This window comes from Falsirhodobacter algicola (assembly GCF_018279165.1).
Taxonomy (GTDB): domain Bacteria; phylum Pseudomonadota; class Alphaproteobacteria; order Rhodobacterales; family Rhodobacteraceae; genus Falsirhodobacter; species Falsirhodobacter algicola.
The window spans coordinates 22,131-42,661 of sequence record NZ_CP047290.1; the positions used below are offsets into that span (position 1 = coordinate 22,131).

At 70.2% G+C, this 20,531-nt stretch carries 20 protein-coding genes and 1 riboswitch; of the genes, 10 read left to right on the top strand and 10 right to left on the bottom strand.

Annotation, left to right across the window (positions count from 1 at the left end; genetic code table 11):
* Window positions 1-6 precede the first annotated feature (6 nt).
* Window positions 7-1,779, bottom strand: coding sequence for a GMC family oxidoreductase (locus GR316_RS11575; protein ID WP_211785295.1), 1,773 nt, complete (start codon window positions 1,777-1,779; stop codon window positions 7-9).
* 4 nt (window positions 1,780-1,783) lie between these two features.
* Complete coding sequence (locus tag GR316_RS11580; protein ID WP_211785296.1) at window positions 1,784-2,509, bottom strand: gluconate 2-dehydrogenase subunit 3 family protein; 726 nt, start codon at window positions 2,507-2,509, stop codon at window positions 1,784-1,786.
* Between the two features lie 136 nt (window positions 2,510-2,645).
* Window positions 2,646-2,740, top strand: a riboswitch (TPP riboswitch).
* 46 nt (window positions 2,741-2,786) lie between these two features.
* Here GR316_RS11580 and thiM point away from each other — a divergent pair.
* From thiM to tenA, 4 genes are read left to right on the top strand one after another with little or no spacing between them, the layout of a single operon-like run.
* Complete coding sequence (thiM, locus tag GR316_RS11585) at window positions 2,787-3,575, top strand: hydroxyethylthiazole kinase (RefSeq protein ID WP_390625197.1); 789 nt, start codon at window positions 2,787-2,789, stop codon at window positions 3,573-3,575.
* On the top strand, window positions 3,572-4,183 hold the full coding sequence (gene thiE / locus GR316_RS11590) for a thiamine phosphate synthase (RefSeq protein ID WP_211785298.1): 612 nt from the start codon (window positions 3,572-3,574) through the stop codon (window positions 4,181-4,183). Before thiM ends, thiE begins: the two co-directional genes overlap by 4 nt.
* Complete coding sequence (gene thiD / locus GR316_RS11595; RefSeq protein ID WP_211785299.1) at window positions 4,180-4,980, top strand: bifunctional hydroxymethylpyrimidine kinase/phosphomethylpyrimidine kinase; 801 nt, start codon at window positions 4,180-4,182, stop codon at window positions 4,978-4,980. Before thiE ends, thiD begins: the two co-directional genes overlap by 4 nt.
* Window positions 4,977-5,645, top strand: a complete 669-nt coding sequence (gene tenA, locus GR316_RS11600) for a thiaminase II (RefSeq protein ID WP_211785300.1) — start codon at window positions 4,977-4,979, stop codon at window positions 5,643-5,645. Before thiD ends, tenA begins: the two co-directional genes overlap by 4 nt.
* On the opposite strand, the gene GR316_RS11605 is transcribed toward tenA, so the two are convergent.
* Window positions 5,618-6,715: an FAD-dependent oxidoreductase gene (locus GR316_RS11605; protein WP_211785301.1), complete on the bottom strand. Its 1,098-nt coding sequence runs from the start codon at window positions 6,713-6,715 to the stop codon at window positions 5,618-5,620. The genes tenA and GR316_RS11605 overlap by 28 nt on opposite strands.
* Window positions 6,716-6,881: 166 nt before the next feature.
* Here GR316_RS11605 and GR316_RS11610 point away from each other — a divergent pair, with 166 nt between their 5' ends.
* Window positions 6,882-7,328, top strand: a complete 447-nt coding sequence (locus GR316_RS11610) for a DUF302 domain-containing protein (protein ID WP_211785302.1) — start codon at window positions 6,882-6,884, stop codon at window positions 7,326-7,328.
* A gap of 3 nt (window positions 7,329-7,331) precedes the next feature.
* On the opposite strand, the gene GR316_RS11615 is transcribed toward GR316_RS11610, so the two are convergent.
* Genes GR316_RS11615 through GR316_RS11645 form a run of 7 tightly spaced genes read right to left on the bottom strand, consistent with a single transcriptional unit; the run spans window position 7,332 to window position 15,018 of the window.
* Window positions 7,332-8,072, bottom strand: coding sequence for an FG-GAP repeat domain-containing protein (locus GR316_RS11615; protein WP_211785303.1), 741 nt, complete (start codon window positions 8,070-8,072; stop codon window positions 7,332-7,334).
* Window positions 8,073-8,089: 17 nt separating this feature from the next.
* Window positions 8,090-8,725: an ATP-binding cassette domain-containing protein gene (locus GR316_RS11620; protein WP_211785304.1), complete on the bottom strand. Its 636-nt coding sequence runs from the start codon at window positions 8,723-8,725 to the stop codon at window positions 8,090-8,092.
* A complete protein-coding gene (locus GR316_RS11625; RefSeq protein ID WP_211785305.1) occupies window positions 8,722-10,425 on the bottom strand; it encodes an ABC transporter permease in 1,704 nt (567 codons plus the stop codon). Before GR316_RS11625 ends, GR316_RS11620 begins: the two co-directional genes overlap by 4 nt.
* Window positions 10,401-11,588, bottom strand: a complete 1,188-nt coding sequence (locus GR316_RS11630; RefSeq protein WP_211785306.1) for an ABC transporter substrate-binding protein — start codon at window positions 11,586-11,588, stop codon at window positions 10,401-10,403. The genes GR316_RS11625 and GR316_RS11630 overlap by 25 nt, the downstream gene beginning before the upstream one ends.
* A complete protein-coding gene (locus tag GR316_RS11635) occupies window positions 11,585-12,214 on the bottom strand; it encodes a CDP-alcohol phosphatidyltransferase family protein (RefSeq protein WP_211785307.1) in 630 nt (209 codons plus the stop codon). Before GR316_RS11635 ends, GR316_RS11630 begins: the two co-directional genes overlap by 4 nt.
* Entirely contained in the window at window positions 12,211-14,358 is a 2,148-nt protein-coding gene (locus tag GR316_RS11640; protein ID WP_211785308.1) for an FAD-dependent oxidoreductase, read from the bottom strand. Before GR316_RS11640 ends, GR316_RS11635 begins: the two co-directional genes overlap by 4 nt.
* A gap of 39 nt (window positions 14,359-14,397) precedes the next feature.
* The gene (locus GR316_RS11645; protein WP_211785309.1) at window positions 14,398-15,018 is read right to left on the bottom strand and encodes a TetR/AcrR family transcriptional regulator; all 621 of its coding nucleotides are present in this window, start codon (window positions 15,016-15,018) and stop codon (window positions 14,398-14,400) included.
* Window positions 15,019-15,150: 132 nt separating this feature from the next.
* Here GR316_RS11645 and GR316_RS11650 point away from each other — a divergent pair, with 132 nt between their 5' ends.
* The 5 genes from GR316_RS11650 (at window position 15,151) to GR316_RS11670 (ending at window position 20,531) form a co-directional block, all read left to right on the top strand.
* Window positions 15,151-15,672, top strand: a complete 522-nt coding sequence (locus GR316_RS11650; protein ID WP_211785310.1) for a redoxin domain-containing protein — start codon at window positions 15,151-15,153, stop codon at window positions 15,670-15,672.
* Between the two features lie 96 nt (window positions 15,673-15,768).
* Window positions 15,769-16,713 carry a glutathione S-transferase family protein gene (locus GR316_RS11655; RefSeq protein WP_211785311.1) on the top strand — a complete coding sequence of 315 codons (945 nt, stop codon included), beginning with the start codon at window positions 15,769-15,771 and terminating at the stop codon, window positions 16,711-16,713.
* An 88-nt stretch (window positions 16,714-16,801) separates the two neighbouring features.
* Window positions 16,802-17,773 (top strand): ABC transporter substrate-binding protein, encoded by a 972-nt coding sequence (locus GR316_RS11660; protein ID WP_211785312.1) that lies wholly within the window; start codon window positions 16,802-16,804, stop codon window positions 17,771-17,773.
* Window positions 17,770-19,470, top strand: a complete 1,701-nt coding sequence (locus tag GR316_RS11665) for an ABC transporter permease (RefSeq protein WP_211785313.1) — start codon at window positions 17,770-17,772, stop codon at window positions 19,468-19,470. The genes GR316_RS11660 and GR316_RS11665 overlap by 4 nt, the downstream gene beginning before the upstream one ends.
* Entirely contained in the window at window positions 19,458-20,531 is a 1,074-nt protein-coding gene (locus tag GR316_RS11670; protein ID WP_211785314.1) for an ABC transporter ATP-binding protein, read from the top strand. Before GR316_RS11665 ends, GR316_RS11670 begins: the two co-directional genes overlap by 13 nt.

Consider the following 20,531-nt stretch of genomic DNA (forward strand, 5'->3'; position numbering starts at 1 on the left):
GTCCCCCTACCGGACCAGCGCGCCGGGATCGTTCAGATACTGGCCAGTGATCGCCTCGGCCGTCCAATAGGCCAGCGCGCCGACAAGGCCCGTCGGGTTGTAGCCGTGGTTCTGCGGGAAGGCGTTCGCGCCCGGCGCAAAGACGTTCGGCACGTCCCAGCTTTGGCAATAGCGGTTCAGGGCGCCGCCCTCGGGGGTGGCGGCCATCACCGCGCCGCCGGTGTTGTGCGTGGACTGATAGCTGGTGGTGTTCCACGACTCGTCCATCGCCTTGGCCTCGCCATCCACCGCCAGCGGGTTCAGCGGCGCGATCAGGGCGCGCAGCTTGTCCACATACCACTGCCCCGCAGCGGCCTCGTTCGGCTTCCAGTTGAAGGTCATCCGCAGCATCGGGCGCCCCCAAGCATCGCGGTAGGTGGGATCGAGCGACAGGTAGTTGTCGCGATAGGACATGACCCCGGTCTGGGCCTCGAACTCGCACGAATGCAGCAGGCCCTGCCGCACGCCCTGCTTCCAGCCGCGACCCCAGGATGGCGCGCCGGGCGGCGGGTCGATGCCGCGCACCGGCCCCGATCCGGGCTGCCGCGCCCATAGGATGCCCCCGCCGATGAAGCCCGCATCCCGCATATCGAGCTGCCCGACATTCAGATCGTCGATCGTGGCACCGGCCCCGCCGATCCCGATGAAGGTGTTGTGATGCGTGTTCTCGTCGAAATGCAGCTTCAGCGCGTTCAGGTTCTGATAGGCGTAGTTGCGCCCCACGGTGCCCGTCCCGGTGACCGGATCGTAAGGCTGGCCGATCCCCGACAGCAGCATCAGATGCACGTTGTAAAGCTGATAGGCGCAAAGCAGCACCAGCCCCGCAGGCTGCTCATGCTCCTCGCCGGTCTCCAGATCGACATAGGTCACGCCGGTGGCGCGGCTGCGATCCTCGGACAGGTTGATGCGCAGCACCTGCGCATTGGCCCGAAGCTCGAACCCCTGCCGCCGCCGCAGCACCGGCAGGATGTTCACGTTCGGGCTGGCCTTGGAATAGTTCAGACAGCCGTAATCCGAACAGAAGCCGCAGGCGTTGCACGGCCCCATCTGACAGCCATAGGGGTTCACATAGGAGGCCGACGCGTTCGAGGCCGGGATCGGATAGGGATTGTACCCCGCCTCGCGCGCGGCCCATGTGAACATCTCCGAGCCGAGGTAATCGGGGTTCGGCCCCAGCGGATATTCGGCCGAGCGGCTGCCCTCGAACGGGTTGCCCCCCTCGCGCCGCTGGCCGTTCAGCACGCCCGCCCGGCCGGATGTGCCGCAGACCTTCTCGAACATGTCGAAATGCGGCTCCATCTCCTCCCATGAGAAGGGGTAGTCCTGCACCAGCATGTCGTCGGGGATCAGATCGAGGCCGAAGCGTTCCTCGATATGGCTGCGCAGGCGCAGATCGTCCGGCATGGCGCGGAAATGGCACCCCGACCAATGCGTGCCTGCCCCGCCCACGCCCGTTCCGGGCTTGAAGCTGCCGATCCGCCGCATCGGCACGGCGGCTTGGCTGCGGTTGTGGCGGACGGTCACCGTCTCGTTGTTCAGGGGCTGAAGGAATTTGCGGTGGATCGAGCCTTCCACCGCATCCACGACGCGCGGATAGGCGAAATCGGGCTGGGTGTGCCGGTCCGGCCCCCGTTCCAGCGCGACGACGTTCAGCCCGGCATCGGTCAATTGCTTTGCGAGGATGGACCCCGTCCACCCCATGCCGATGATCACGGCGTCGGTCTGCGGTTTCACGGCCATGCGGTCACCCCCTGTTTCCGGCAAGATCGACGGGCGGCAGCGGATAGGCTTCCCGCACCGTCACCCAGTCGCTGTAATCGGCCCGCACACCGGGATATCCGATGCCCTTCCACGCCGCCTGATCGCGGTTCCCCCCCCATGAGGGATCGGCGAAATAGCCGACCTGCAATTCCTTCCAGAAATCCGAGAAGAACCGCGACGCGGAGACGCGGGCGAATTCGGGCTCGCCCTTCTCCAGCGCGGTCAGCACCGCGATGCGGGCTTCCTCGTCCAGATCGGCAAAGCCCGCGCCGCGCGTGTCGCGGCACCATGCATCGGCCTGATCGATCCCCGTCTGCACGATATCGGCCAGCGCCAGCGGCCCCTGATAGCCGAAATCGCGGCCCAGCGTCTCATCGAACGGCCCCTCGCGGAACCAGATGGAGCCTTGCGCATAGGGCGTCTGCATGTGCCGATCCAGAAAGACCGGCACCCCCGCCTCCGACCCCGACGGCCCGTATTCGTCCGCCGGGATCAGCGTGTCGGCGGCGGCGATCACGAAGGCCCATTGCGCAGCGTTGAAGAATTCGGGGGTGTATTCGGCGGTGGCGGGCGGGGTCTGCGCATGGGCGGGGCGGAACGCCGCCACCCCCGCCAGCGCCGCCGCCGAACTGCCGAGAAAGCCGCGCCGCCCCAAACGCGTTTGACGGATGTCACGAAGGGGGGGCGTCGGATCGGGCTTGTGCGTCACGGGATTCGTCCTGGCCTGATGCTGGGAGATGTCGGACAAGCTAGCCCACCCCTCTGTCAGGGAAAGCGATTTTCGGACAAATTGTCGCAGATCGCCCGGCGCTTGACCTATGCCGCGCTGCGTGCAAGGTTTGCCCGGAATGCGACAGGGGCGCTCGGGAAACCGGGCTGAGACGGACCCTTTGAACCTGAACCGGATAATGCCGGCGGAGGGAGGCGCGGAACCACCGGCACCCCTGCCGGTCGGCCGGCCTTCCCCCACCGCGGAGGAGAGAGGCTTGCCCGATACCGCAGATCACCTTGCCCGGATGCGCGCGGCCGCGCCCCTCGTGCAGAACATCACCAATTTCGTTGCGATGAACGTCATGGCCAATGCCATGCTGGCGATCGGCGCCTCGCCCGCGATGGTCCATGCCGAAGACGAAGCGGCCGAGTTCGTGCCCCTTGCCGCCGCGCTCAGCATCAATATCGGCACGCCCGATGCGCGGTGGGCTGAAGCGATGTGCGCGGCGGCGGCGGCGGCCCGGGCGGCGGGGCGGCCTTGGGTGCTCGATCCCGTGGCGGTGGGGGCGACGCGCTTTCGGCGCGATCTGGGCGCGCGGCTTCTGGCCCAAGCGCCGACGGTGATCCGGGGCAACGCCTCGGAGATCCTTGCCCTTGCGGGAGGGACGCAGGCGGGGCGGGGGGCCGATGCCGCCGACAGCGTGGCGGCCGCCGAAGGCGCGGCGCGCGATCTGGCGCGGCGCAGCGGCGCGGTCGTGGCCGTGACGGGCCCGGTCGATTTCGTCACCGATGGGGCGCGGGCCGCGCGGGTGGCGAACGGCCATCCGATGATGCCGCGCGTCACCGCCCTCGGCTGCGCGCTGACGGGCGTGGTCGCTGCCTTCGTCGCCGAGGCCGACGCCTTCGACGCAACGCTCGCCGCCATCGCCTGCTATGGCATCGCCGGAGAGATGGCGGGCGCCACCGCCGCAGGGCCGGGATCGTTTCAGGTGGCCTTCCTCGATACCTTGGCCGCCCTCGACCCCGATGAGGTGCGCGCCCGTGCCCGGATCGTTGCCGCATGATCCCGCCGCTGTGCTTCATCACCGATGCGGCGGCGCCGCAGAGCGTGGCCGATCAGGCACTGGCCGCGGCGCGGGGCGGGGCCGGTTGGGTGCAACTGCGCGACAAGACGCTGCCCGATGCCGCCTATGCGGCGCTGGCGCGCGATCTGATGGCCCGGCTAGCGGGCACGGGCGCGCAGCTTGTCGTCAACGACCGGGCGGAGGTGGCGATCGCGATCGGCGCCCCGGCGCTGCATATCGGGCAAGAGGATGGCGATCCCGCCGCGATCCGCCGCCGCATCGGCCCCGCGATGACCCTCGGGCTGTCGGTCGGCAATGCGGCGGAGCTGGCCGCCGTGCCGGCGGGGGTCGATTACCTCGGCCTCGGGCCGGTCCATGCCACCGCCTCCAAGGCCGATCACGCGCCGCCCATCGGCCTTGGGGGGTTCGCCCGCCTTGCCGCCGCGACCCCGCTGCCCTGCCTTGCCATCGGCGGCATCACCGCCGCCGAGGCCGCCGCCATCCGGGCCGCGGGCGGCGCGGGCCTCGCCGTCGTTTCCGCCATTTCGCGCAGCCCCGACATGGTCGCGGCCGCGCAGGATCTTCTTCGCGCATGGGAGGCCGCATGATCCCCAACATCCTATCCGTCGCCGGTTCCGACAGTTCGGGCGGCGCGGGCATTCAGGCCGATATCAAGGCGATCAGCGCCAATGGCGGCTATGCCATGACGGCCATCACCGCGCTGACGGCGCAGAACACGCGCGGGGTGCAGGCGGTCACGCTCACCTCTGCGGGCGATGTCGCGGCGCAGATCCGGGCCGTGCGCGAGGATATCGCCATCCACGCCGTGAAGATCGGCATGCTGGGCGATGCCGCCATCGTGCGCGCCGTGGCCGAGGCGCTGGCGGGGCTGACCTGCCCGATCGTCCTCGATCCGGTGATGGTCGCCAAAAGCGGGGATCGTCTGCTGCACGCCGAAGCCGCCCGCCTTCTGCGCACGGCGCTGATCCCGATGGCCACCGTCATCACCCCGAACCTGCCCGAAGCCGCCGATCTTTTGGACGAGGCGGAGGTCACGGACCGCGCCGGGATGCTGCGTCAGGCGCGGGCGCTGCTGACGCTCGGGCCGCAGGCGGTGCTGCTGAAGGGCGGGCATCTGGGTGGCGGGGACAGCCCCGATCTGCTGCTGACCGCCCAAGAGGAGCTGTGGCTGGAGGCCCCACGCCTTGCCAGCCGCCACACCCATGGGACGGGCTGCACCCTGTCCTCGGCGCTGGCAGCGCGGATGGGCGCGGGTGTGCCGCTGGCCGCCGCCGTGGCGGGGGCCAAGGATTACATCCGCCGCGCCATCGCCGCGGCGGACCGGCTGTCCGTCGGGGGCGGCTGCGGCCCCGTCAATCACTTCCCCAAGGAGATGCCGCAATGACAGGCTTCACGCAGACCCTCGCCGCGGCGACGGCCTCCCTCAACCGTCAGATCCACGCGATGCCGTTCAACCGCGCACTGGCCGATGGCACGCTGCCCGAGGCGACGTTCCGCGGCTATATCGTGCAGGACGCGCATTACCTCGAGGGTTTCGCCCGCGCGCTGGCGCTGGTGGCGGCCAAGGCCTCCGATCCCGATGCGATCGCACTTCTGGCCAGTTCCGCCGCCGGGGCGATTTCGGCCGAACGCTCGCTGCATGCGCATTACATGCAGCTGTTCGGCGTCAGCGCCGAGCAGTTCGCCGCGACCGAGGTCTCGGCCGCCTGCGATCATTATGTGTCCTATTTGCTGCGGGTCGCCGCGATCGGGAATTTCGCCGAAGGGGTGGCGGCGCTGCTGCCCTGCTTCTGGATCTACCGCGACGTGGGCCGGGCGATCGCCGAACGCGCAGCCCCCGGCAATCCCTATGCCGCATGGATCGACACCTATGCGGGCGAAGCCTTCGACGAGGGGGTGACGCGGATGCTCGCCCTGACCGACCGCGTGGCGGCGGCGGGCGATGCGGCCTGCCGGGCACGGATGCAGGCGGCCTTCGCGCGGTGCTGCTGGCATGAATGGCACTTCTGGGACAGCGCCTATCACGAACGCGGCTGGCCCGCCCCCTGAAGGCCGCGCATGAACCTCCGGTCGATGCCGTCCTTCAGCCGCCACAGCCATGGGCCGTGCAGGGTGATCCCCCGCCATTCCGCCAACCCCGATCGTCCGCCAAGCGCGATGATCTTCAGATAGTCGCGCTGCGGATCGAAACGACGCAGCCGCCGCCCGTCATGGGCGGCGGCAAGGTTCTGCGCCAGAACCGGGGCCTGACGCACGGCAAAGACCCCGGCCTTGGGGCGGGGGGCGTGCATCATCGCGGCGCAATCGCCCACGGCGAAAAGGCCGGGATGCCCCTCCACCTGCAGATACGGATCGACGCGCACGAAGCCGCCCGCATCCACCGGCAGGCCCCGCGCGGGCCAGCCATGGGCCCGCGCCCCGGCCACGCCCAGCGTCAGCGCGCTGGCGATGCGCGCGCCCGAGGCAAGGACCACCGCCTCCGCCTCGATCCGTGCGGCCCGCGCGTCGAGGCACAGGCGGATGCCCGCGCGGGCGAAGGCGCGGTGCAGGCAGGCGCGGGTGCGGGGGCGCAGGCCGGGGGCGAAGACCGGCGCGGCCTCTAGGATCGTCACAGGCCGGTGGCCGCGATGGGACAGGGCGAGCGCCATCTCCGCCCCCGCGACCCCGCCGCCGATGACGACCGCCGGGCCTGCGGCGGGACCGGCGGCCAAGCGCGCGGCCAGCGGCCCCATAGGCTTGACCGCCACCGCATGGGCGGCAAAGCCCGGCAGCTCCGGCATCGCGCCATGGCTGCCGATATCCAGCGCCGCGACATCGTATTCCAGCATATCCCCGCCCGACAGGCACACACGGCGGGTGGCGGGATCGAGGTCCATGATCTCAGCCCGGCGAAAGGCGATGCCGTGACGATCCGCGAAATCCGTCAGATCGACGCGCAAGGCCCCGGCCGGATAATGCCCCGCCGCATGGCCCGGAAACATCCCCGAATAGGTGGCATGGCCCGCCATATCCACCAGCGTGATGCGCGCCTGCGGCAGCGCCGCGCGCAGCGGGCGCACCGCCAGAAGATTGGCATGCCCCGCCCCCAGAAGCACGATCCCCGCCGCCTTGCCCTGCATTCTGCCCCCATCCGATTGCGCCGCGCCCATCCTAGCGCGCGAGGGCCCGCCTGCCCACCGCGCATTCGGGTTTGCCGCCCGGCGCAAGGCCGCTATCATCGCCCCCACGGGACCGGGGCGGGCCCGCAACCGGACCCCGCCCCCCGACGCAACAAAAGGACACCCCATGCGCAAGCTTTTCGCGACGATCCTGCTCTGCCTTGCCGGCACCGCCGCTCAGGCCGAGGATTGGGTGATCAAGCCCAGCCCCTATGACGTGGCGACCACCGCCGACCGGCTGGAGGGCATCATCGACGCCAGCCCGGCATCGCTCGTGGCGCGTGTCGATCATCAGGCCGCCGCGGCGGGGGCCGATCTGCAGATGGACCCGGCGACGGTGCTGATCTTCGGCAACCCCGCCCTTGGAACGCCGCTGATGCAGGCCGATCCGCGCGCGGCGCTGGACCTGCCGCTGCGCGTTCTAGTCTGGCAGGACGCGGACGGGGCGAAGATCGGCTATCTGTCGGTGGAGGCGCTGGCCGAACGCTATGACCTCGACAGCGCCAAGGACACGCTGGAGCGTATGAAACAGGCCCTTGCGAGCATGACCGACAAGGCCGTGGCCGAGGACTGATCCCTAGCCCGCATCGCAACTGGGCGCGGGGGGAAGGCGCCACGGCGCCGCCACCGGGCCCAGATCGGCGATGCGCGCCCCCTCCGGCCCCAGCCGCACCGACACGGCCCGGCGGCCATCCGCGCCGAACGCAAGGATGCGGGGGCCGTTCGGGCAGCGTTCGATCCGGCTGGCCACCTGCTCCTGCCCGATGGCGTGATTGCTGACGCCCCGCACCGCCGCGACGGGCACCAGCCGATCCCCCTCCAGCCGCAGGATGCGCAGCACCGGCTCCAGATGCGGCTTCTCGACATAGGCGATCTCCATGCGGCCATCGCCATCGAGATCGGCCGCCCCGACCGGGGCCAACCAGCGAAAGCGCGTGCCCAGAAATGCGGTCGCCGCCCGCCGCGCAAGCCGCGGCGCGCCGTCCACCCTCCGCACCGTCCAGACCGCAAGCCGCGAGCCCTTTTGCAGATCGCTCTCCACCACCACGATCTCGGGGCGGCCGTCGCCATCGAGATCCACCAGCCGCGGGGCGAAATCCTCGAAGACGAGGGTCTGCGGCAGGCGGATGCCGATGGCGCAGCCGCCGCAGTCCGCAAGGTCCGCCACCAATTCCCCCTGCGGCTTGATGGAGCCGAGGATGCCGTGCGGATACCGGTCCGTCGGCGCGGCAAGGCGCGCGGCCTGCACCGTCTGCGCCGCAGCACCCCCCGCAAGGCACAGCGCCAGCGCCGCCCCCCATCCCATGATCCGCCGCATCCCGCTCTCCTTTTGGTTCAACCAAGCCGCGTGACCGCGCCGCCCGCGGCCTCGGCATCCTCGGCGTCGTGGGTGACGAGCAGGGCCGCGATCCCGGCGGTGCGGATGCTGTCGAAGACGAAGCGGCGGATGTCTTGCCGCCGTTCGGCATCGAGGCCCGAGAACGGCTCGTCCAGAAGGACGGCCCGCGGGCGCGCCAGAAGCGTGCGCAGCAGTGCAACGCGCGCCTGCTGCCCGCCCGACAAGGTGGCCGGATCGCGAGGGCCGAAACCGGCAAGGCCCGCCCGCTCCAACGCGTCTTCGACCGCGCGTCGGCGCGCGGCGCGCCCGCGCACCGATGGGCACAGCCCGAAGGCGAGGTTTCCCGCGACCGACAGATGCGGGAACATCACCGCCTGCTGGAACATGACGCCGATGCGCCGACGCTCGGCCGGAAGGGGCATCACATCGCAGCCATCGACCAGCACCCGCCCGTCGGCGCGGAAGGTGCGGGGCAGGTGGCCGCCGACCGCGTTCAGCAGCGTCGATTTTCCCACGCCCGACGGCCCCATCACGCAGCCCACCGCCCCCGGCGCAAGGCGCAGGCTGAGCGGGGCGAACAGCGCCCGGCCATCGGGGGCGCGCACGCACAGCCGGTCGAGGTGAAGGCTCATGCGGTGTCTCCGTTCAGGGCGCGGCGGTTGCGGTGCAGGCGCTGCGGCACGATCAGCGCCAGCAGGAACACCGCCCAAGGCAGCGCCGCCTGCAGCGCGGCATGGACCGCCGCCACCCGCCGATCCGACCCCGAGGAAAGGGCGACCGCCTCGGTCGTCAGGGTGGCGATGCGCCCGCCGCCAAGGAACAGCGTCGGCAGATATTGCGCGATGGAGACGGAGAAACCGATCGCCGCCGCCGTCAGGATCGGGGCCAGAAGCGCCGGCAGCTTCACATGCCACAGCCGCCGCCACGGGCCCGCGCCCAAGGCGGCGGCCGTCCGCTCCAGCCGCGGATCGAGGGCGGCCCAAGGCCCCGCCAACGCGATCATCACATAGGGAAAGACGAAGAGCATATGCCCCCAGATCACCGCCGGAAGGGGCGCAACCCCGTGGCGCAGCGCCAGCCCCGACACCCCCACCAGCACCGAGATCTGCGGCAGCAGCAGCGGCAGATAGACCGCGATGCGCATCCAGCCGCGCAGGCCCCGACGCCCGGCCCGGTCCCCGCCATCGAGCCACGCCACCGCCAGCACGAGCGCCAGCCCCGCCGCCGCCGCCGCAATGCCGAGCGACAGGACCAGCGCCCGCATCCAGCCGCCGCGCCCCTGCCATGCCCGCAGCGACAGCCCCCCCGGCCACAGATCCGGCCAGCGCCATGTGAAGGCGACCGACCATAGCGCAAGCCCCATCAGCGCCAGCGCCGCCAGCGCCACCAACACCGCCGTTCCCGCCAGCGGCAGCGCCGCCACCCGGTCCAGCCCGCGCAGCCGCGCGCCGCATCCCAGCACCGCCCCGCGCACGAGCCGCCCCGCCGCCGCCGCCCCCCAGACGAGCGCCATCGCCGCCGCCGCCAGCATCATCTGAAGGCACGCCCCCGCCGAAGCCGGAAGCAGCGCCCGCAGATCGGGATCGGTGAACAGCCGCGCCACCAGCACCGACAGCGTCGGCGGGTTCGACGGCCCAAGGATCAGCGCCATATCCACCACCGACACGGAGAAGGCGACGACCACCATGACCGGCAGCCGGATCAGCGGCCAAAGCTGCGGCAGCAGAAGGCAGAGCCAGATCGCCGCGCGCCCATGCCCAGTGGACCGGCCCGCCGCCATCTGCGCCCGCATCGGGATCTGCGTCGTCGCCCCGATCAGCACGAGGATCAGGAACGGAAGCTCCTTCAGCACCAGCCCGAGGATCAGCGCCAGCCCCCACGGATCGCCCACCGTCGCAAGATCGGGCGGGCGCACCCATCCGGCCAGCGGCGCGATGGCGCGCGCGATCCATCCCGACGGCGCCAGCACGAAGGCCAGCCCGATCGCCAGCGCTGCATGGGGCGCAGCCAGCAGCGGCGCAAGCAGGCGGCGCAGCCCCGCCATGCGCTGCGGCAGCGCCGCCACCGTCACCACCGCCAGCCCGAAGGCCAGCGCCGTCGCGGCGAGCCCCGTCCAAAGGCTGAGCGCGGCTGCCCGCCACAGGCCCGGCACCGCCAGAAGCGCGCGCCACGCGGCCAGATCCGGCCCCTCGGCCCCAAGGGCGGGCATATGCCCGAACCCCGCCGCCGCGCTGTGATACAGCCCCAGCAGCACCGGCAGCACCACGGCCGCCAGCACGATCAGGCCGCTGGTGACGCGCAGCCGGTTCACCGCGTATAGCGCCGCTGCCATTCGTCCGTCAGGCGGGTCATCCATGCCGGATGCGGCTCGGTCAGGACGGGGCCGAGATCGGCGAGCGTCGGCAGGGCCGGATCGTCGGGCAGGGCGGCGAAGGCCGCGCGCCCCTCGGCATCCAGCCGCGCCGGGTCCAGCACCGAAAAGGCCCCCAGCACCGCCGGGTCCTGCATCCGCGCCTGCGTGGCCGGATCCAGAAGCGCATTCGCCACCACCTCGGCACCGGCCCGGTGGGCGGCGTTGAAGGGGATCGCGACGAAGCTGACATTGCCGATGCTGCCCCCGTCGGGGACATGCACGCGCACGCTGGGGGGCAGCAGCCCTTCCGCGATGGCCGCCGCCGCCGAGGCCGGATCGAGCGACATCGACATATCCACCTCGTAATCGTTCAGCATCTGAAGCTGCACGCTCTCATTCTCGGGGAAGGACTGGCCCTGCCGCCACAGGTTCGGCCGCAGCGCGTCGTACCAGTCCCAAAGCGGGGCGGTCGCGGCGGCGAAACTGGCATCGGTCGGCGGAATGGATAGGTCGGTGCCGAGGGGGGCCAGTTCGATCAGCGCCTGTTTCAGAAAGGTCGCGCCCATGAAATTGGCCGGATCGGGATGGGTTACGCGCCCCGGATGCGCGGCGGCCCAGCCCACCCAATCGGCCATGCGGCCGGGCGGGGGATCGATCCGGTCCGCGTCATAGGTGAAGACGAACCGCGCCAGCCGCCACGGGGATTCCCGTCCCTCCACCGGCACGGTGAAATCGACGCTGTTGGCCGAGCCTTCGGACAGATCGAGCCATGCCGCGTTCGGCAGATCCTGCACGAAGGGCGCGCCCAGCAGCCCCTGATCGGCCATCGCGAGGAAGTTCGGCCCGTTCAGCCAGATCAGATCGACCGACCCGTCCGCATCGCGCCCCGCCGCCTTTTCCGCCAGAACGCGCGCCACCGCATCGGCCGTATCGGCCAGCGGGACCTGCCGCAGCGTCACCCCGTAATCGCGCAGCACCTCCTCGCCGACCGAGGCGATGAAGTCGTTGGTGCGCCGATCCCCGCCCCATGCGTGGAAATACACGGTCTGACCCCGCGCCTCGTTCAGGATCTGCGTCCAATCCTCGGCCTTGGCCATGCCGGCACCGGCCAGCAGAAGAACGGCGGAGAGAAGCGCTTTCATCGGGGTCTCCGTACGGATGGGGGGGCGAAGGCGGTCCAGCCCTGATGCCAGCGCAGCACCGTGGTGACGGCGCAGGCCGCGGCGAAGGTCCATGCCAGCGGCGCGAAGGCGGCGGGCAGAAGGCACATCAGCAGGAACAGCGCGATCGTCTCGAACCCCTCGGTCAGGCCGCCGAGGTAATAGATGCCCTTCTGGGGAAACTGCTCGGCCTGACGGCCGCTGCGCGCCGCGATGGCGGCAAAGGCCAGAAAGGACGATCCGGTGCCGACGAAGGCCGCGATCAGCACGGCGGCGGGCAAAGCATGCGCCGCCGGATCGTGCAGCGCAAAGCCCACCGGCACCAGCGCGTAGAACACGAAATCCAGCGCGATGTCGAGAAAGGCCCCCCGCTCGGTCGGGCCATGGATCTGCGCCACCGCGCCGTCCAGCCCGTCCATCACCCGGTTCGCCACGATCAGCGCGAACGCCGCCCCCCACCAGCCGAGCGCAAGGGCCGGAACCGCCAAGAGCCCGAGGGCGAACCCCGCAAGGCTGACGCTGTCGGCCCGCACGCCGCGCCGCGCCAGCCATTGGGCGGGCGTCTGCAACACCGTGCGCTGAACCGGGTGGATGTAGGCGTCGATCATCCGCGCCTCCAGCGGTGGAACCGCTCCACCAGCGCCAAGGCGCGCGGATTGACATGCGCGCGCCGCCACGCCCCGGCGACCGATTTGTTCGCCTCGGTCCATGTCGGATAGATGTGGATCGTGCCCAGAACCTTGCCGAGGCCCAGCCCGTGCTTCATGGCCATCACGAACTCCGCGATCAGATCGCCCGCGTGATCGCCGACGATGGTAACGCCAAGGATACGATCCTTGCCCGGCGGTGTCAGCACCTTCACGAAGCCATGCGCCGCGCCATCCGTCACGGCCCGGTCGAGGCCCGCCAGATCGAAGCGCGTCACCTCGTGCGGGATGCCCTTTTCGGTCGCCTCGGTTTCGGACAGGCCGACGCGGGCCACCTCGGGGGCGGTGAAGGTCGCCCATGGGATCACGCGGTAATCGGCCTTGAACCGTTTGAACATCCCGAACAGCGCGTTGACGCTGGCGAACCACGCCTGATGCGAGGCGACATGCGTGAACTGGTACGGCCCGGCGACATCGCCCGCCGCAAGGATGTTGGGATAGCGGGTCTCGAGATACGCGTTCGTCTCCACCGTGCGGTCGGCGGGGATGCCCAGCTCCTCCAGCCCGAACCCTTCGAGGCGGGCATGGCGGCCCACGGCGACGATGATCCGGTCGAAGGGGATGCGGCGGGTCTCGCCCTCATGCTCCACCTCGATCCAACGGTCGCCATCGACCCCGCAGCGGACGGCGGAATGTTCGGTCAGGATCGACACCCCGTCCGCGCGCATCGACGCCATCACCATATCGGCGACCTCGGGATCCTCGCGGCCCATCAGCCGGGGCGAGCGTTCGATCTGCACCACCTCGGAGCCGAGGCGCGCGAAGGCCTGCGCAAGCTCGCAGCCGATCGGCCCGCCGCCCAGCACCACGAGGCGGCGCGGCGGGTCCTGCATCCCGCGCAGCCCCTCCCAGAGGGTGTCCGAGGTCAAGGGCTCCACCAGATCGAGGCCCGGCAGCGGCGGCAGGAAGGGCCGCGCGCCGGTGGCGATGATGACCGAGCGGGTGGTCAGGCGGCGCGCGGTGCCCTCGGCATCCGTCACCTCCACCGTCCACGGATCGATCAGGCGGGCATGGCCCTTCAGCGCCTCGACGCCAAGGCTGGTGTAGCGTTCGACACTGTCATGCGGGGCGATGGTGGCGATGATGCGGTGCACCCGCTCCATCACGGCGGCAAAGGGGATCACGGGGGCGGTGTCGGTCAGGCCCTGCGCGCTGGCATGGCGCATCTCGTGGGCAAGGGTCGCGCTGCGGATCAGCGCCTTGGAGGGCACACAGCCGTAGTTCAGACAGTCGCCGCCCATCTCGCCGGCCTCCACCAGCGTGACGCGCGCCTTCGTCGCCGCCGCGATATAGGCCGAGACGAGCCCCGCCGATCCCGCCCCGATCACCACGAGGTTGCGGTCATAGGAGGATGGGCGCGTCCAACCGGCATAGACGCGCCGGCGCCGCAGCAGGCCCAGCACCGCCCGCGCGATCCACGGAAACACCGCCAGCACCGCAAAGGATGCAAGGATCGGCGCCGACACGATGCCCGACAGGCTGTCGAGCCGCGCCAGTTGCGTGCCCGCATTCACATAGACCGCCGTGCCCGCCAGCATCCCGGCCTGACTGACGGCATAGAAGACCAGAAGCCGGATCGGCGTCAGCCCCATCAGAAGGTTCACCGCAAAGAACGGCACCACCGGGATCAGCCGAAGGGAGAAGAGATAGAAGGCCCCATCCCGCGCCAGCCCCGCCTCGATCGTGCGGGCCTTCTGGCCAAGGCGCGCGCGCACCCAGTCGCGCAACAGATGCCGCGCCACGAGGAACGCAAGCGAGGCCCCGATCGCCGAGGCGAAGGAGGCGATGGCCAGCCCGCCCCAGAACCCGAACAGCGCCCCCGAGGCCAGCGTCATCCACAGCGCGAAGGGCAGCGACAGCGCCGTGATCGCGACATAGGCGACGAAGAACAGCCCGGCCACCAGCAGCGGATGGCCCTGCTGCCATGCGGCCACGCGCGCCAGATGGCCCTGCAGCGCCGCAACGGTCAGATCCTGATCGCGCAGCACCCACAGAAGCGCCAGGATGAGAGCCGCGAGACCGGCCAAGAGGAGGGGTTTCTTCACGGCATCTTCCTTTGCGTCTGGGACCGGGGAACGAGGCGGCTACGCATCGCGCAGCGCAAGAATGGCATCGACGGCGGCGCGGCCGACGGGATGAAGCCGGGCCGCATCATGGCCCGAGCGGGCGCGCAGCACGATCCCGCGCGCCATCGCGGCCGCCAGCGTGGCGGCGACAACGGGCGGGCAGGGGCCGCCCTCGGGCCAGCCATCGGCGGCAAGGCGGTCCGCGATCAGCGCCTCCAGCCTGCCGAAGCGGCGGTCGCGCTCGGCCCCGAGGGCGGGATTGCCCCGCGCCGCATCCGCCAGCACCGAAGAGATGAGACAGCCCGGCGTTTCCGGATCGTCGGTGCTCATCGCGACCACACGCTCGAAGAAGGTCAGCAGATCATCCCGCAGCACGGTGCCATCCGTCAACACCGCCGCGATGGGCTGCAACCGCGTGCGCGCGTAATGATCAATCGCGGCCAGAAACAGGCCCTCCTTGCCGCCGAACCGCTGATACAGGCTGGCGCGCGGCATGTGCATCGCCCGGCACAGCGCGTCCATCGGCGCCTGTTCATAGCCGCGCGCCCAGAACAGACGGGTCGCAGCCTCGAGGGCGTCGATGTCGTCAAAGCCCTTCGGGCGGCCCCTGCGACGGGGCAGGAACGGGTCCGGCAGCATGGATCAAACTTTTTTGAAACGATTATTCTGGAAATACCGGCCCTCGGGCGCAGGTTCAACAAACGGATTCGTTATCCGAACCGGGGGCGCCCGCCGCGTCCCTGCCATGACACCCGAACCACAGGACATTCCATGCCCCATACCGCCCCGATGCCCGACTCCGCCGCCCCCGCGATCGACGCACGCACCGCCGATGGTGCCGCGTTCGAACTGCCCGTCGCGCCCGAAGGCAGCCTGTCGCTCGTGTTCTTCTACCGCGGCATCCACTGCCCCAAATGCAAGGACCAGATCGAAGAACTGGCCCGCCGCGAAGAGGAGCTGCGCGCCGCCGGGCTGATCGTCTCGGCCGTGTCGATGGACGACGACGAGCGTTTCGCCCGCCAGCAGAAGGAATGGGATCTGGGCGCGCTGAAGATCGGCCATGCCCAGACCGAGGAATCCGCCCGCGCTTGGGGCCTCTATATCTCGGACAAGGCCAAGGACGCCGAACCCACGCGCTTCGCCGAACCCGCGATCTACGTGCTGAAGCCCGACAACCGCATCTACGCGCTCTTCGTGCAGAACACGCCCTTCGCCCGCCCGCAGATCGACGATCTGATCCAAGGCCTCGGCTTCGTGATGAAGAACGACTACCCGGTGCGCGGCACGGCCTGATGCACCCATTCCGGCGGGGGCGCATCCCCGCCGGGATTTTCCCCGCCCGCCCTTTGCCCTAGATCGGGGCCAAGGACACCCATCGCGGAGGATATCGTGGGACAGCTCATCGACGGGACATGGCAGACCGACGGCCTCATCTCCAAAGAGACCGACGGCCGTTTCAAACGCGCCCAAAGCCGGTTCCGCAGCTGGATCACCCCGGACGGCGCCCCCGGTCCCAGCGGCGAGGGCGGCTTTCCCGCCGAAGCCGGCCGCTATCACCTCTATGTCAGCCTTGCCTGCCCTTGGGCGCATCGCACGCTGATCATGCGCCGCCTGAAGGGGCTGGAGGGGATGATCGATCTGTCCGTCACCCATTGGCTGATGGGCGACGAAGGCTGGACCTTCGAACCCGGCCCCTGCGTGACGGGCGATCCGATCCATGGCGCAAGCCGCCTGCACCAGATCTACACCGCCGCCGATCCGTCCTATACCGGGCGCGTCACGGTGCCGGTCCTGTGGGACAAGACGCGCGGCACGATCGTGTCCAACGAATCCGCCGAGATCATCCGCATGTTCAACTCCGCCTTCGACGGGCTGGGCGCGACCGAGGCGGATTTCTACCCCGCCCCCCTGCGCGATGAGATCGACGCACTGAACGACCGCATCTATCCCACGCTGAACAACGGCGTCTATCGTGCGGGCTTCGCCACGACCCAAGACGCCTATGACGAGGCGGTGGCGGGCGTGTTCGACACCCTCCTATGGCTGGAGGACCGTCTTGCGGACCGCCGCTGGCTGACCGGCCCCACCCTGACCGAGGCCGACATCCGCCTTGTCACGACGCTGGTGCGCTTCGATCCGGTCTATCACGGGCACTTCAAGTGCAACCTGCACCGCCTCTCCGATCTGCCGAACCTGTCGCGTTTTCTGCGGGAGTTCGAAGCCTTGCCGGGCGTGGCCGAGACGATCAACATCGACCACATCAAGCGGCACTATTACCAAAGCCAGCGCCAGATCAATCCGACCGGCATCGTTCCCGCAGGCCCGGCGCGCTAGGGGGCTGTCATCACGCTGTCATGCGCCGCCGGTATCTGCCGTGTCACGCGAAGGCCCCCCTTCGCCGAACGCCAGACCGGAGATCGCCATGTTTCGCCTTGCCCTGTCGCTGATGCTTCCCCTCGCGCTGCCCGCCGCGCTGTCGGCCCAAACGCTGACCCTCTACACCTCGCAGCCGAACGAGGATGCGCAGAAGACGGTGGACGCGTTCGAAGCGGCGCATCCGGGCATCACGGTGGACTGGGTGCGCGACGGCACGACCCAGCTGATGACCCGCATGGCCGCCGAGATGCAGGCCGGCGCGACGCCCCCCGATGTGCTGCTGATCGCCGACACCGTGACGCTTGAAGGGCTCGCCCGCGACGGCGCCCTTCTGGCCTATGACAGCCCCGAAGCCGCCGCCTTCGATCCCGCCCTGAACAGCCCGGAGGGGTATTACTACTCCACGAAGCTGATCACGACCGGCATCGTCTACAACACCCGCGCCGCCGACATCCCGACCTCTTGGGCCGATCTGGAACAGCCCGACTACAAGGGCCTCGTGGCGATGCCCTCGCCGCTCTATTCGGGGGCGGCGCTGATCCATCTTGCGACGCTGGTGAACGATCCGGATCTCGGTTGGGCGCATTACGAGGCGCTGGCCGCCAACGACGCCCGCGCCGATGGCGGGAATGGCGGCGTGTTCAAGGCGGTCGCCTCGGGCGAGAAACCCTATGGCGTGCTGGTGGATTACATGGCGCTGCGTGCCAAGGCCGACGGATCGCCGGTGGAATTCGTCTTTCCCAAGGAAGGCGTGACCTATGTGACCGAGCCGGTCGCGATCATGAAGGACGCGGCCCATCCGGACGCCGCGCGCGCCTTCGTCGATTTCGTGCTCTCCGAAGAGGGGCAGACGCTGGTGGCCGATATGGGCTATATCCCCGCCCGCACCGGCATCGACAGCCCCGAAGGTTTCCCCGCCCGCGACAGCCTGACCCTGATCGATTTCGATCCGGCCAAGGCGCTGGCCGATACCGACGCCAACAAGGCCCGCTTCGCGGAGATCTTCGGCATCCAATGATCGCAGGCCCGCGCAACGCGCTGCGCCGGTCCGGGGATCGGCGCATCTCATGGCTGCTGCTGCCGGTGGCGCTGATCGCGCTCGGCCCCATCCTGCGCCTTCTGGCCGAAGGCTTCGGCCTCGGCAGCGGGCTGACGCTGGATCACGCGCGCGAGGTGCTGGGCCGTCCCTCCACGCTGATCGCGCTGCGTCATTCGCTGGTGACGGCGGGGGCGGGAACGCTCATCTCGCTCGTGATCGGATCGGCCTTCGCCTTCGTCGTGGCGCTGACGGATATCCGCGCCAAGGGGGCGCTGGTGTTCTGCCTGATGATCCCGATGATGATCCCGCCGCAGATCACCGCCCTTGCATGGATGCAGATGATGGGGCCGTCCTCGGTGCTGCTGGGCATGCTGGGCCTCGCTCCGCCACTGGGAAGCCCGCAGCCGCTGCATTCGGCATGGGGGATCGCGCTGCTGCTGGGCATCCAGCACGCCGCCATCGTGTTCCTGACGCTACGCGCGGGGCTGCGCCTGATCCCCGGCGATCTGGTGGAGGCCGCGCGCGTCGCCGGGGCGCGCGGTGCCCGGGTCTGGGCGCAGATCGTGCTGCCGCTCTGCCTGCCCAGCCTTGGGGCGGGGGCGGCGATGACCTTCGTCACCGCCCTTGGCAATTTCGGGATTCCGGCCATGTTGGGCATTCCCGCGCGATATTCGACGCTCCCGACGCTGATCTATCAGCGGCTGGCGGGCATGGGGCCGTCGGCCCTGCCGGAGGTGGCGGTGATGGCGCTGCTGATCGGGGCGGTCGCGCTGGCGGGCGTTCTGGCGGGGCGGGTGTTCCTGCGCCGGCGGGCGCATGGCCTCGTCGGCCTCTCGGCCCAGCCTCTGAGCCTGTCGCTCGGCGCGCGCCGCCTGCCGGTGGAGGCCGCGCTCTGGTCCTTCATCGCCCTGACGCTGGCCGTGCCGCTGCTGGCGCTGCTGGCCACCTCGCTGATCCCGGCCTATGGCGTGCCGCTGACCCCCGCGACCGCCACCGCGAAGGCATGGGCGGCGGTGCTCTTCGATCAGCCCGTGACCCGGCGCGCCTATGCCAATTCGCTGCTGCTGGCCACGCTGGCGGCGGCGATCCTGATGGCGGTGGCGATCCCGCTGGCATGGGTGATGCAGCGCCGCCCGTCGCGGATCTCGCGCGCGGTCGATATGCTGGTGGACCTGCCCTATGCGCTGCCCGGCGTGGTGCTGGCCATCGCCTGCATCCTCGCCTTTCTGCGGCTGCCCTTCGGCATCACGCTCTATGGCACGCTGACGATCATCCTCTTGGCCTATCTGTCGCGCTTTCTGGTGGTGATGCTGCGCCCGGTGCAGGCCGCCATCGTCCAGATGGACCCCGCGATGGAGGAAGCGGCCGCCAGCGCCGGGGCGCGCCTTGGCCGCCGCCTCGGCACCATCGTGCTGCCGCTGTCGGCCCCGGCGGCGGCGGCGGGGGCGATCCTCGTCTTTCTGACGGCGGTGAACGAGCTGACCGTATCCGCGCTCCTTTGGGCCGGCGGGACGGAAACGCTGGGCGTCGTCATCTTCAACCTCGAGGACAGCGGAGAGACGGTGATGGCCTCGGCCCTCGCCGCCTCCATCGTGGCGCTGATCGTCGTGCTGATGGGGCTGGTGCAACTGGCCGCCCCCCGGCTTCCGAAAGGATGCGTTCCATGGCAGGGCTAGGGTTTTCGGGCGTACGGCGCAGCTATGACGGCGTGCCCGCGCTGGCCGGGATCGACGCCGAGATCGCGGATGGCGAATTCGTCGCGCTCCTCGGGCCGTCGGGCTGCGGCAAGACCACGCTTCTGCGCCTGATCGCGGGGTTCGAGATGCCCGATACCGGCACCATCACCCTTGGCGGGCAGGTCATGGCCGGGCCGGACCGCTTCGTCCCCCCCGAGGATCGCAACATCGGGATCGTGTTCCAATCCTATGCCCTCTGGCCGCATATGACGGTGGCGGGCAACGTCGCCTATCCGCTGCGGGTGCGTGGCGTTCCCACCGCCGAGCGCCGCCGCCGCGTCGCCGAGGCGCTGGATCTGACCGGCCTTTCGGCGCTGGCGGACCGGCCCCCGGCGCAGCTTTCGGGCGGGCAGCGGCAGCGCGTGGCGCTGGCGCGGTGCCTCGTGGCCGATCCGCGCGCCGTCCTTCTGGATGAACCCTTGGCCAATCTCGATCTGGCGCTGCGCGCCGCGATGCAGGACGCCTTCACCGCCTTCCATCGCCGCACCGGGGCGACCATGGTCTATGTCACGCATGACCAGACCGAAGCGCTCGCCATGGCCGACCGCGTGGCCGTGATGCAGGCCGGAACCATCCGCCAGTTCGACACGCCGGAGGGCCTCTATGACCGCCCGCGCGACGGATTCGTGGCGGGTTTCGTCGGCGATGGCGCGGTCGTCGCCCTGACCGCCGCGCCCCGTCCGGGGGCCGGGCGCGCCCGCGTGCACGCCCTGGGGCAGGAGATCGAGGCCCGCTGCGACGCGGGCCCGCCCACCCATCTGTGCATCCGCCCCGAACAGGTGCGCCTCGATCCCGAAGGCCCGATCCGGGCCCGCGTCAGCGCCTGCGCCTATCAAGGCGGGCGGTTCCGCCTGACCCTCGAAACCGAAGGCGAAACGCTCATCGCCCATTCGGCGCGGCGCGCCCTGCCGGGCGAGGCGCTGCGCCTGTCGATCGGGATGCCATGGGCCTTTGCCGATCCGGGCGCGCCCCCGGTGGCGGGGCTGATGCAGCCGGCCTGA

Bases quoted from the DNA above. Each gene is read 5' to 3' on its own strand.
- GR316_RS11575 (WP_211785295.1), bottom strand. From the start codon at position 1,779: ATGGCCGTGAAACCGCAGACCGACGCCGTGATCATCGGCATGGGGTGG.
- thiE (WP_211785298.1), top strand. From the start codon at position 3,572: ATGATCCCGCCGCTGTGCTTCATCACCGATGCGGCGGCGCCGCAGAGC.
- thiD (WP_211785299.1), top strand. From the start codon at position 4,180: ATGATCCCCAACATCCTATCCGTCGCCGGTTCCGACAGTTCGGGCGGC.
- tenA (WP_211785300.1), top strand. From the start codon at position 4,977: ATGACAGGCTTCACGCAGACCCTCGCCGCGGCGACGGCCTCCCTCAAC.
- GR316_RS11605 (WP_211785301.1), bottom strand. From the start codon at position 6,715: ATGCAGGGCAAGGCGGCGGGGATCGTGCTTCTGGGGGCGGGGCATGCC.
- GR316_RS11610 (WP_211785302.1), top strand. From the start codon at position 6,882: ATGCGCAAGCTTTTCGCGACGATCCTGCTCTGCCTTGCCGGCACCGCC.
- GR316_RS11615 (WP_211785303.1), bottom strand. From the start codon at position 8,072: ATGCGGCGGATCATGGGATGGGGGGCGGCGCTGGCGCTGTGCCTTGCG.
- GR316_RS11620 (WP_211785304.1), bottom strand. From the start codon at position 8,725: ATGAGCCTTCACCTCGACCGGCTGTGCGTGCGCGCCCCCGATGGCCGG.
- GR316_RS11625 (WP_211785305.1), bottom strand. From the start codon at position 10,425: ATGGCAGCGGCGCTATACGCGGTGAACCGGCTGCGCGTCACCAGCGGC.
- GR316_RS11630 (WP_211785306.1), bottom strand. From the start codon at position 11,588: ATGAAAGCGCTTCTCTCCGCCGTTCTTCTGCTGGCCGGTGCCGGCATG.
- GR316_RS11635 (WP_211785307.1), bottom strand. From the start codon at position 12,214: ATGATCGACGCCTACATCCACCCGGTTCAGCGCACGGTGTTGCAGACG.
- GR316_RS11645 (WP_211785309.1), bottom strand. From the start codon at position 15,018: ATGCTGCCGGACCCGTTCCTGCCCCGTCGCAGGGGCCGCCCGAAGGGC.
- GR316_RS11650 (WP_211785310.1), top strand. From the start codon at position 15,151: ATGCCCCATACCGCCCCGATGCCCGACTCCGCCGCCCCCGCGATCGAC.
- GR316_RS11660 (WP_211785312.1), top strand. From the start codon at position 16,802: ATGTTTCGCCTTGCCCTGTCGCTGATGCTTCCCCTCGCGCTGCCCGCC.
- GR316_RS11665 (WP_211785313.1), top strand. From the start codon at position 17,770: ATGATCGCAGGCCCGCGCAACGCGCTGCGCCGGTCCGGGGATCGGCGC.
- GR316_RS11670 (WP_211785314.1), top strand. From the start codon at position 19,458: ATGGCAGGGCTAGGGTTTTCGGGCGTACGGCGCAGCTATGACGGCGTG.